Source organism: Paenibacillus sp. LS1 (genome assembly GCF_026013365.1).
In the GTDB taxonomy this organism is placed as follows: Bacteria; Bacillota; Bacilli; order Paenibacillales; family Paenibacillaceae; genus Paenibacillus.
The window spans coordinates 535,177-547,868 of the sequence record NZ_JAPDOE010000001.1; the positions used below are offsets into that span (position 1 = coordinate 535,177).

Here is a 12,692-nt window from a genome sequence, read left to right on the forward strand (position 1 = left end):
TATTATTTAAGTTCTAACCATTCATACCTATTTAAAAGTGTAACGTCTGCTTCCTCTTCCTGTATTATGTAAGCTAGACTCTACATGCATCATAGATTAAAATTCATTTAAGTAAGTATCTTAATAAATCCATTTCATCAAACCAAAATTTTGATTATTAAATTCTGATACATATCCTTTTCCCGAAACGAAATAAAACTTAGATAGGTGTGCATGAACATCAAGATTTTAAGAGACTACATCACAGATCCTCCAATAGAGCTTACTATGTTCATTGAACTGTCTATTATGCTGGCAGAAATGGTGCAGCGTGAACACGAGCAGAATAGGATCATTGCATACCTTAGTCCTGACCATATCAGCGTGCAGTGGCAGGGGAAAACGGCGCATATAACCTGGCATACGAAAAGTCATGCAGCTTATCATTCTCCAGAGCAATTTGGGCGACTCAATCTCGTGCCGAGTGAACGCAGTGATCTCTACGCATTAGGTGTTATTCTCTACGAGTTGTTGACCGGGCAATTGCCCTTTCATGCTGACAATGATGAAAACTGGGATACCGTACACACCCGTAAGGTTCCTCAACCCTTATCCGATATTCGACCGGAATTAGACAAAACACTGCAAGCGATACTGATGAAATTACTCGCCAAATCACAGGTGGAGCGTTATCAGAGTACATATGGGGTGCTTGAAGATCTGAAGTTGTATCAGAACATGATGAATAACGGTGGAGCGTTTACGCCACGGGAAGTGGGACGTTTAGATAAAATCCGGACGCTTTCCCTATCCGATTCATGGTATGGACGTCGTGCCGAAGTGGTGCAAATGGAGGCCGGACTGGAACAGGCTTTTCAAGGAATGGATGCCTTTCGTTGGGTGATAGGCAGAGAGGGAACGGGTAAAACGACGCTTGTCCATAGAATCCAACAAAACGTCGTGCGTCATGGAGGCCGGCTGATTACTATGAAAGCGGAACCTTCTCAACAAAACATGCGGTGTGGGCCGATCCTTCAGGGGATGCGGGAATGGATCTATCAACTGTGGAGTGAGCCGGTTGAACTCATTACACGTCTGAAATCCAAAATTCAAGCCGAGTTCGGACCAGAAATGCAGGTAATCGTCTCCTGCTGGCCCGAGGCCAAGCTGTTGTTCAACAACGATGCAAAGGTAGCACATATCTCGGGGGAAGCAAAGGTCTGGGATCGGTTTGAAGAATTACTGCCCGACTTGATCTGTTGTATGGCAGAATGTAAACCACCGCTTGTTCTGTTTATGGACAATCTGCAGTGGGTTGACAGTGGTACACAAGACATCATTCGTGAACTTGTATTATCACAAAAAACGCATGGATTATTCCTAATCGGGGCTTATCGTACGGAAGAGGTAATCACTTCCGCTGAGGATGAAACGAATGCTGATCAAGAGGGATTTCTGGCTTGGTTAAGCCAAAGATGCCTTGCGAATCCAGAGGAACAAGTGACTCTGCCGCCTCTGGCTTACGAGGATGTAAGGCAGCTGATCTCGGATGTTCTATATGAAAAATCCGCTCGCATTCAACTTCTGGCACGGTCTGTCTACGATCAAACAGGTGGTAATCCCGGCTCGGTTCATCGCTTGCTGGATGGATGGTTAAAAGAGAACAGATTAAGCTTTGATGAGAAACGACGTCAGTGGGTATGGGACTCAGAAATAACCCGGCAACGAAGCAGATCGGAAGAACATCTGCGTCTGCTAGAGACAGACTTCTCCAAACTTGAGGAAGATCGTAAGGAGTTCTTGGCTATGGCGGCCACAATAGGTCCGGTATTTCCGTTAACACTCTTGGCCGAAGTGTGTGGCATAGCAGTGGATAGGGTATTTCGTAATCTTCAAGAGGCGGAAGCGGAAGGGTTTATTTATCCGGAAGACGAAGCAGGGCAAGAACATGGACAGGATTCAAATTATGTGTTTGCCCATGAGTTCATTCACCGAATAGCATATGCCTTCGATTCAGGACGCAATATCCACCGACACCTAGCAATTGGACGGATGCTACTGGATCGCACGCCGGAGTCGCGTGATGACCTGTCAAGAACAGCGATTGATCATCTGAACTTGGCAGCTTCCGTATTATCAGAGCAAGAATCGAAGCAATTAATCGAGCACAATCTTCAAGCGGGACAAGAGGCGTTGGCATCCGCGAGTTATGCGAAAGGGAAGCACTATGCCGAAAATGGGCTTCATCTGTTGGCAACATGCAAAGTTGATGTACCAGATACACTCGATGTCGGATTGCAGCTGGTATTAGCATGGACAGAATATATGGGTGGCAATAGCGCACGTGGGAAAGAACTGCTGGTGGACTTGAACCAAGACAGCGATCGACTGAGCCGATCAGAGCGGCTCAAAATCTGGGTACCTTTAATCCGATTCCATGCACTCGCGGACAATGAGACTGCGGTTCAATTTGGAATGGAGGCGCTAGGATCCTATGGTTGGAAGCTTGGGAAGAAAAGTACACTGTTGTCTATAGGAAAGGAAGTGACCCAAACCGCGATCCTTTTACATCGAAAACGGGAGAAGCATCTTCTGCTGTCCGACCCACTCGATGAGGATTATGAAGAATTATGCCATGTAATGGAGCTGTTGTTTCTTCCATTGCTTGCACACGATGCACGATCGCTTCTGGAATTGTATGCCCGATTTATTCGTTATGGGTTGCATAAAGGGGTGAATGAGTCCCTAGCCGCAATGATCGGAGCATACGAACTGATTGTGCAAAGGTCATTTCCTAGCTTCGTTCGAGCGACTCCGATTGCTGAACAGGTGTTTCTACAAATCGCCAACACCTCTACATTCAGGAAAAAGCATGTATTTACGTTTCTGAGCGGAATGATCAAGCAAATGGACAGTCCTTTGGAATCTTCTGTTGTCCTGTTCATTGCGATGCGTCAAGCGATGGAAGCCGGTGATCATGACTTTGCTAATCCTGCCTTAATTTTCAGTGTTATGTGTAATCATGGGAATGTATATGCCCTGAATGATTTGCTCCAATACTTTGAGGAGAACATGCGACAGGTTGCCGACGACAAGATACTGGACATGATGCGGCTGACGAGCAGTTACGCAGCAGTGCTGCAAGACGATTCTCTGATCGACAGTTTTGTTGCTATTCCACAAGTGCCGGCTGACAGCGAGTTGGAGCAACGGGACGAGGACAATTATAGCTGTGGTCGCCGGCTTGAGGTGGCGTATCTGTCGGGCAGGTACAAGGAAGCGCTATATTGGTCGCAGCGAGGAAGGGGAAACGAATTACATCTGGATTGGATGCAAATTCGTAAACACCGCGTTTACGAGGCTTTGGCATTAGCTGGATTATATTTCGAAACAAATAGAGAAGAACGTAAGCGGATCCGCAAGGCCATACGCGCGCAATTGCGATTGATGAAGAGTTGGCGAGGATTCTTGGACAGTACGTCCTCCGCTTACTTGCTAATCAAAGCAGAGGGTGAACGGATCTCAGGGAATTCGGTGGGCGCCATGCAACAATATACGGCTGCAATCAGGCTGGCGAGAACCGAGAAATACGTGTTGCTGGAAGCCATTGCTTGCGAACGGCTTGCGGTATGTTATCAAGATGATCTGCTCAGCCGATCCGGAGCCGCAATTACGATGATGGATGCATGTGCGGCATACGCCGAATGGGGAATCACCTTCAAAGTAACTCAGATTAGAAGCAGAGATGCTAAATTGCTGGACCCGATATACAAGCGTTATGAAGGTCCTGTATTAACGGATCGAATCCAAATGACTCAAACCGGCACATCGTTACCTCACCAGAACGGCTCCAAGACGGGTGAAGGCTTGAAAAGTGAAGAGGAACTCGAGCTTGTGCAACGATTCTTCCATGGGTTAGCACAGACGAATCCGGCCGACTGGAAGGTAAATCTCTTGGAAACGGCTTTACGACAAACTGGAGCAGAGCGTGTTCTGTTGTTGAAGCGTCAACATAATGAATTCCTTATTGAAGCTAACCGTTCTGAATGGACTGATCAGGAAAAAGGAGCCGGCTTGTATGCGGAGAGCGTCTTACGTCATACAACAATGACGGGCAAACCGCTAATTTTGCATGACGCGCTTCAGAGTTTTTGGGTGAAGGATGCTTATATCGCAACAAGAAAGCAGCGGTCGCTTCTGTGCATGTCCATTGATGTTCCGGGAGAACAAACCTCCTATCTACTCTACTTGGAAAATAAACAGATGCCGGGTGTGTTCACAAAGAGGGATGTTCAGATGTTGGAGCTTATTGCAACACGGATCATTTATCTCAAGCTGCTGGAAGACGAAGCTGCGAATACAACAATCCCATTTGCTTCCGAAAGTAACGCCTCGTCTGTGGTTCCTAGTCCCAGTCAACCAGGGCTGACGGAACCGCTGACGGAACGAGAAACGGAAATTATAACAGCAATTGCAAAAGGCTTGTCGAACAGAGAAATTGCCGATCTCTTTGGCATCGCAGAGACGACGGTCAAGACACATACATCTAGAATATACGGCAAGTTGGGTGTAAAACGGCGGGGGCAAGCTGTCGTCCGTGCCAGAGAGTTACAATTGATAGAGTGACTAACAAGGAAGCGAGCCTAAAAGGGCCGCTTCCTTGTTTTTTTTGTGGAGTACTACTTTCGTAGGACTTAAATATCCTATGACGAGACTATGATGTTGAGATGGAGTCAAATGAAAAGAGGTCATTCTGAACAATAGGAATGGTATGAAAGGAAGTGTACATGGTGAGAAAGAGAGTTGTCTCGATTGCAAGTATGCTCGTTGTAATCGTGTGTATGGCATGCATCGTAATTTTTAATAATCAAAGTTTAGCTTCTGCCAATGTAGTTTCATCACCTATTTATGCAGCAGAGGATACAACGATCATTTATGAGTCTGGAATGATTTATGAAGATGGGCACCTCGGGTATCTGGATGTAGGCTATCAAGGAACATTTGGTGTTCCTTTAGAGGCTCAGGTATTACTAAAGTATAATTTGCCAACAATCCCTGCAGGGTATGAAGTTGAAACTGCGAGTCTGTATCTGCCTGTAACAGGTGGTACTTTTCAGGCAACAACTAATTTTTCGCTAAAAGTTTCAACGAGTAAACAGCATAGCTGGGCACAGGATAGTGGAATAACATCGCCACCAGCTCTAACGTCAGGTTCTACACAATCAAGACAATTAGCCAATAATGTACCTCTACTTAAACCTACATTGGCTCCCTTTAATTTTACTAGCTACATATCGGGGGAATCCGCGAAACCTGATCCTAGAGCAACCTTCATTCTAACGGGGATGACGGCTCAAGAAGCAACTGAAGCAGGAATAACATATGCTGATCATTTTATACAAATGACCGAAAATCATGCACATGATGGCAGTTTGGGCCCGTATTTAATTATTACGTATTCTGAAATTGTTGATATTAAAATAACTGGAGTCGAAGATGGCGGTCTATACAATACAAATATAACACCAACATTAAACACTGGTACAGCAACTTTGAATGGAAGTCCATTTACAAGTGGAACAACAATTACTGCTGAAGGTTCATATACACTAACAGTTACAGCAGGCAGTCAATCAGAAACAATCCAATTCCGAATAGATAAGACCCCTCCAACTGGAACGGTCATAGTAAATCAAGGTAACCAATACACAAATAGTTCGTCTGTACTTATTTCAATAAGTCCTGATGCGGGAGTAACTGATATCACGCATATCCAATATTCGATTAATGGAACCCCATTTTCAGAAATAGCTTATGTACCAGTCTTTATGTTATCTATAGGAAGTAATGATGGAGATAAGGTCTTAAAATTTAAACTAGTTGATCGCGCAGGGAACCAATCAACTGAATATCATAGAACTATAACACGGGATACCGAAGTGCCAACAGGCTCTATTGTTATTAATAATGGCAACGTGTATACAACTAATCGTGAAATAACGCTTAATCTATCTTTAGGCAACGGTGTAACAGATGTGGTAGCGGTACAATTTTCTAATAACAATAGTTCTTGGTCAGGAGTTGAAGCCTTTAGTTCCATAAAGAGCTATACGTTACCAACTGGAGATGGTAATAAAACGGTGTATGTTCGCTTCATCGACCGAGCAGGAAATATGGGCTCGGCCGAAGCAAGTATTGTACTGGACACTACAGCTCCGATCGTTACAGGTGTAAAAGATGGAGAGAGCTATAACTCCTCCCGAACCATTATCTTTAATGAAGGTACCGCAACATTGAACGGCCAATATTTTATAAGTGGCTCACCTGTAAATGCTGAAGGTTTCTATGTACTTGTTGTTACAGATGCCGCGGGTAATACGATCACCCTTTCATTCACCATTATTAGGTATAGCGTAGGCTATGATGGGAATGGAGCTACTGGAGGAGCGGTACCCCTAGATAATCAAACCTATGAAGCGGGGAGTAATGTAACAGTTGCCGATAATGTTGGAAGTCTAGTGAAGACTGGATTTACGTTGATTGGTTGGAATACGGAAGCAGATGGAAGTGGGAAAAGCTATGTAGTGAATGATACTTTCCATATAAACGAAGCTGATGTCTTGTTGTATGCGGTGTGGGAAATTAATCACTATACTTTGTCATTTGAATCAAATGGAGGCAACGTTGTCCCAACTCAGAATATTTCATACAACGTATTAGCAACAGAACCGACTGCACCAAGTAGACCAGGTTATTCGTTTGGTGGTTGGTTTAAAGAGGCAACCTTCATTAACCAGTGGAACTTTACGAAAGATGTCATTACAACGGATAAGACGTTGTATGCGAAGTGGATTATAAACAATTCTTCTAATAATAATGCAGGAGGAAATAATCCAACGCCTCCCCAAAATTCAATTGTAATTTTCGAAACGAATGGAGGGAACGTATTAGATCAACTGTCTGTCGCTTATGATACAAAGCTGGCAGAGCTGCCAATTCCCACAAAAGAAGGTTATACATTTGACGGATGGTATCATGATTTGGCGCTGACTAACAAGTGGGACATCACCAAGGATCGAGTGACCAAGGATGCAAAACTGTATGCAAAATGGGTCAAACACTTACCACCGGTAACAACACCAGAAGAACCAAAAACTGAACAACCTATTGTTACCTTTGACGACCTTTCAGGACATTGGGCAAAAGAAATGATTGAGGAATTAGCGAGTCAAGGGATAATTGCAGGGTATCCCGACGGTTCATTTCATTCAAATGAAAATATCAAGCGCCATCACATGGCTCTACTATTCACACGTGCTTTCGAGTTTGAATCCATACGTGAGGCAGTTTCATTTTCAGACGTATCACCGAGCCATCCTTCCTATGAAGCCGTCATGTCACTGCAACAAGCAGGAATAGTCGATGGAGCAAATGGGGCTTTTAATCCAAATCATTCACTGACTCGTGCAGAGATGGCCAAAATTTTGACGCTGGCCTTTGAGATAAAACCAGGTGGAACAGTTGCTTTCCAAGATGTACCTGCAACACATTGGAGCTATAATTACATCGCTGCACTGGCAGAACTAGAGATTGTACTCGGGGATAACGGCAAATTTAAGCCGAATGAACTTGTGACACGTGCACAGTTTGTGGCAATGATGTACCGAGCATTGAATGTTATACAATAATCTTCTGAGTACATTAATCAGCAACGTACTCGCAAGGTGTGTACCCTAGTTACGGTAAATAGAAAAACACGAGGGACTGCATTCACGCCTCGTGTTTTTTCTGTATCATCCTAACTCGTGGATGTCTATTGCAGAAACGGTCGATATAATCGGAACATTGCCCAGGTTCATCTTCCATGATACGAAATTCGCCTTACTCACTTCAACTGCCCTTCAAGGCCTGCCACTGAATCGTTGGATTGCTTCCTCGGTCACCGGCGTGAAGAGGTTAACGAGATTGCCGTCAGGATCGCGAAACAGCAGAGCACGATTCCCCCACGGCATTGTGGTAGGTTCCTTCACCCACTCATCGACAAACGGCTGCAATCTCTCGTATTCGGCATCGACATCCTGGACGTGGAACTCGATGATGACAGTATGATTGTTGGCCGCCACAGCGGAACCAGCGCCGAACAGTTGCACCGTCTGGGAGTGGCCGATCGCTAGAGTGCACGATGGCATAACGAGTTCGGCAAAGACAGGTGCAGGGCGTTCCGCCGAAACACCCGTGATTTTCTCATAGAACTCGACGAGACGATCCACGTCATCAGTAATGATGCGCACAGAAGCAAAATTCACGAGATATCATCCTTCCTATAATAAGTATTACGATTACTTATTCCGACTATACGAAAACACTACTGACAACGGTATGTCAGTAGTGTTTTATGAAGAAACCACCGTCCACTAGCCATCATTCTATAGAAAGTATTAGAGTTTCATAGTGAGGGTAAGGGCTAAAAATCCATTGTACTTGGTGGTAAACAGTGTTACTCTAAAGGTCTGTGTTCGACAATATATTCAATACTAATCACCAATTTAGTTATAAAGAAAGGTAACACTATGATAAAACTTGAAAACTTATCCTTCTCATTTCCACAAAAGGAACTATATAAAAACATTTCATTTACGTTTGAAGAGGCACAACATTGTGCTTTTATCGGAACAAGCGGCAGTGGGAAAAGTACACTGATCGATATTCTAATGGATCCGGAACGATATTTGTTTGAGGGCAAGTTAGAGATAGACCCCGATTGCAGAATCGGGTATGTGAGTCAGTTTTTGCAAGTAGACAAAACAAAAGAAATGACCGTTTTTGAATATATCGCAGAAGAATTCATCAAAATACAAGATGAAATTACAGCGATTTATGCGGAGATGGCCACCACATCGGATATGGATTCCCTGATGGAAAAGCTTCAATTGGCTTTGGATGCCTTCGAAGCGATGGATGGGGATAATTTCGAAAAAAACATCAATAAACAGTTAAACCTTGCCAACCTCATGAAGCTCAAAGATCTTAGTATATCCGCCATAAGCGGCGGGGAATTCAAACTTATTCAAGTGATGAAAGAAATGCTAAATCGTCCAGACTTCATGATTATGGACGAACCCGATGTATTTTTAGACTTTGAAAACCTGAACGCGCTTAAAAAATTGATCAACACCCACAAAGGAATGCTGCTGGTCGTTACGCACAACCGATATCTATTGAATCATTGTTTCAACAAAATCATACACCTAGAAAACACAGAGCTCCAAGAGTTTGACGGGCGCTATATCGATTATAACTTCTCGCTGCTTCAGACGAAGATTGAGCTGCAAGAAATCGCGGTTGCTGAAGCTGAAGAAATTGAGAGATACGATCACATCATCGACAATCTTAGAGAGATTGCCACGTATAATTCGGAAGCCTCCAGAGGCAGAGCGTTAAAAGCCAGAGTCAAGTTTCAAGAGAGATTGGAAGCACGTCGAATTAAAGAGCCATTTGTCGATATCAAACAGCCGAATATCCGTTTTGGAATCGATAAGGAAATGGAAGACACCGTTGTGGTTAACGTCAATAACTATAGCGTTTCCTTTGACGAGTTGCTTTTGGAAAATGTGAACTTCAAGATCAAATCGACAGATAAAGTAGCCCTGATCGGTCCTAACGGTACCGGGAAAACGACTTTACTCCGGGAAATCTTTAAAAACAATCAGGATTCCATTGAAATCAATGCAGATGTTAACGTGGCTTATTTATCTCAGGTTCAGGGCGAAATGCTAAAAGATTCGAATACCATCCTAAATGAATTCATTGATTCCGGGTTTCAAACGTATGATGAAATTAGATCATATCTTCCAAACTATGGCTTTGAAGGAGAAATCCTTGATCAAAAGATCGAATCGTTATCTGGCGGAGAAAAAAACATGCTTCAATTGGCTAAAGTTTCTGCCAGTCAAGCCAACATATTGCTCCTGGATGAACCGACAAGCCATTTAGACATCTATACACAAATCGCATTGGAGAAAGCCATTGAGGACTACAAAGGTGCGATTATCATGATTTCTCATGATTTCTATTCTGTTGTAAATGGTATGGATTATGTTTTAATTATCGAGGACAAAACGATTAGTAAAATGAGTATAGAAGAATTCAGACAGATGATTTATGCAAGTCATTTTGATGAAAACTATCTAGAAAATGAACAAAAGAAAAAGTCTGTTGAAATGAAAATTGAATTGGCTTTAAAAGATACCAATTTTGAACTTGCAAAGAGTTTGGTTGACGAGCTAGAAGAGCTGATTAAGTTGCTTTAAGCTACAACGCTTTGATTGAAATGATAGACCAGAAAAAAGTCGCTATTTTAGCGACTTTTCTTATTTAGTAATCCAATCCAAGGTCAATCATGTTTATGCTTAATACATCGCAACTGTATCTAATAAGAATCGGATCAGAATCACATGGCTTGATCCGTTGGACGAACTAAAATCTCGTTGACCGCAACGCGACGTGGACGAGTTACAATAAATTCAATCGTTTCTGCAATATCTTCTGCTTCAAGAACTTCAATATGGCTCAGAATATTGGAAAGTTGCTCACGCACGTCTTCACGTAAGTGATTACCTAGTTCCGTTCCCACTGCACCTGGCTCTAAAACAGCCACACGAACGTTAAGTCCGGCCGTCTCTTGCCGCAGTGCTTCAGTAAACGCTGCAACACCAGATTTCGTGAGACTATATACCGCTTGCCCTGCCGATGGTTTGCGTCCAGATACTGAACTAATATTAATTAAATCAGTAACTTTCCGGTCGGAAGTCAAGGCTGATTGGATTAGATACGGTAGTGCAGCATGGGATATGTATAACAACCCATTTATATTCACGGATATCATTCGTTCCCATTCGATTGAGGGCGCCTCTACCACACCCCCGATTAACATGAGTCCTGCATTATTGATAACGGTGTCCAAACGTCCATATTTATCTATAACCTGCTGAACTGCATGTTCCGCTTGCTTCTTATCTGTTATATCTGTTTCTATTACAAGAACTTCACCTCCAAGGTTTTTTAGCTCGGAAGCCAGATTCTCCAATCGATCTTTACGACGTGCGACAAGGACAACGGTTGCTCCTTGAGCAGCGAGCCTTCTGGCAGTGGCTTCACCGATTCCACTACTTGCTCCAGTTACCAACGCCACCGTATCTTGCAATTTCTTAAACATGTTATATTCCTCCTCAAATTTTATTCGCTAAGCGCTAAGATGTTACTGTTGTAACGTCTTGTTGAGCTCAGTATAATGTGTATAACATAAAGATATCAATGCATTTGAAGGCAAGTGTGACATAAAAGGAGATGTTGTAATGTCAAACCCATCTAATCAAGTCAGAAGTGCATTGACGAAAGAATGGATCTTCAATGCACTCATGATATTAATGCAAACCAAAAATCTAAATAACATATCTATTACCGAGGTGTGTACAAAAGCTGGTGTTTCACGCATGGGGTTCTATAGAAATTACAACATCATTGAGGATGTAATCGTGGAACGCATTGATCAAGTGTTTACTGACTTTTTTGATCAGGCATTAGCAGGGGAGAACTTTGATAATTATTATTCAACCCTATTATTTTTCAAATGTTTCAGGAATGAGAAAATCTTAGTAGAAAATCTGGTCAAGTCCAACGTTAGTTACTTATTGCTGGCCAAGTGTAATGAATACCTGCACAAATTAGCCACAAGAATTGTAGTTAAAACCTACGACGATTCTTTCAAAGAAAACTATATTGCTAAGTTTTATGTAGGTGGATTTTATTGCGTTTTAATCGAATGGGCGTTAAATGGCATGAAGGAAAGTGATACGTACATGGCTGATATTTTGTATGAGTTCTGTGGCGTCACTATTCCGAAGGGCAATGCTGAAAAAATAGTGTGATAACAGGTGGGGAACAGCTCCTGGTGAAGCTCCTAATAATCCACTTTGGGTTTATTTATTGATTCCTCTTGGCGCTATTGTAATTACGTCTCTTTTTGATGATCCTCAATGGTTGAGTAGCTAACGTATATTTATTCTTATAAGATAAATGTAAATCACCCTGTATGCGGATTGATCCGCATACAGGGTATTTAATTCTAGAAACAGCTAAACGAGCTGATTTGCCGCAGATCAATGCCGCTGTACAGCCAGAAGAAGCCATTCCAGCGGAAGCCAGCCACCGAATTTCTGCCGACAAATACCGGGAACATCCAGAAGCCGGGACCACGATTCGGCCAAATATATGTGTAGCGGAACAGACAGCCGGATATGGCTCTTGGATCTACCGCAAATAGCGAAGCGGGTTGCTGTGGAATGAATGATGGTGGCGGCCCGGTAGGTGCCTGTATGCCTTGTGGTCCGCCGCCTCCACCCCCGGGGAACGATGGAGGACCGGGCATTCCACCGGGTCCTCCTGGACCCCCAGGTCCGCCGAATCCTCCACCAGGTCCAAAAGGTGGCAAAAATGTCATATAACATCACTCCTGTTCATTTGTCTAGTGTATTGTATGTAGGCAATTGAACAGGGGAATGGGTGGGAGCCTATAGAAGGTCGCAACAAATGGAGATCATCCATCTGCTCACTTATTATATTGTTTGTTTCAGATAAGTTCTTACGAAATGAGCTATGAAGCTGTTCGAGCTGGTGGGGATATCCGTCTTGTTGAACGCAATCCATTTATCCTT

7 protein-coding genes are annotated in these 12,692 nt (G+C 43.2%); 4 read left to right on the forward strand and 3 right to left on the reverse strand.

Annotated elements, in window-relative coordinates:
• Positions 1-213: 213 nt before the first annotated feature.
• Complete coding sequence (locus tag OM416_RS02185; RefSeq protein WP_264926579.1) at positions 214-4,605, forward strand: AAA family ATPase; 4,392 nt, start codon at positions 214-216, stop codon at positions 4,603-4,605.
• A 161-nt stretch (positions 4,606-4,766) separates the two neighbouring features.
• Positions 4,767-7,667, forward strand: coding sequence for an InlB B-repeat-containing protein (locus OM416_RS02190; RefSeq protein WP_264926581.1), 2,901 nt, complete (start codon positions 4,767-4,769; stop codon positions 7,665-7,667).
• A 213-nt stretch (positions 7,668-7,880) separates the two neighbouring features.
• On the opposite strand, the gene OM416_RS02195 is transcribed toward OM416_RS02190, so the two are convergent.
• Positions 7,881-8,285, reverse strand: coding sequence for a VOC family protein (locus OM416_RS02195; RefSeq protein ID WP_264926583.1), 405 nt, complete (start codon positions 8,283-8,285; stop codon positions 7,881-7,883).
• A gap of 264 nt (positions 8,286-8,549) precedes the next feature.
• On the opposite strand from OM416_RS02195, the gene OM416_RS02200 reads away from it, so the two are divergent.
• Positions 8,550-10,289, forward strand: a complete 1,740-nt coding sequence (locus OM416_RS02200) for an ABC-F family ATP-binding cassette domain-containing protein (protein ID WP_264926585.1) — start codon at positions 8,550-8,552, stop codon at positions 10,287-10,289.
• Positions 10,290-10,429: 140 nt separating this feature from the next.
• Here OM416_RS02200 and OM416_RS02205 read toward each other — a convergent pair whose 3' ends face one another.
• On the reverse strand, positions 10,430-11,194 hold the full coding sequence (locus tag OM416_RS02205) for an SDR family NAD(P)-dependent oxidoreductase (protein WP_264926587.1): 765 nt from the start codon (positions 11,192-11,194) through the stop codon (positions 10,430-10,432).
• 139 nt (positions 11,195-11,333) lie between these two features.
• On the opposite strand from OM416_RS02205, the gene OM416_RS02210 reads away from it, so the two are divergent.
• Positions 11,334-11,906: a TetR/AcrR family transcriptional regulator gene (locus tag OM416_RS02210; protein ID WP_264926589.1), complete on the forward strand. Its 573-nt coding sequence runs from the start codon at positions 11,334-11,336 to the stop codon at positions 11,904-11,906.
• A 197-nt stretch (positions 11,907-12,103) separates the two neighbouring features.
• On the opposite strand, the gene OM416_RS02215 is transcribed toward OM416_RS02210, so the two are convergent.
• On the reverse strand, positions 12,104-12,478 hold the full coding sequence (locus OM416_RS02215) for a collagen-like protein (RefSeq protein ID WP_264926591.1): 375 nt from the start codon (positions 12,476-12,478) through the stop codon (positions 12,104-12,106).
• Positions 12,479-12,692 lie beyond the last annotated feature (214 nt).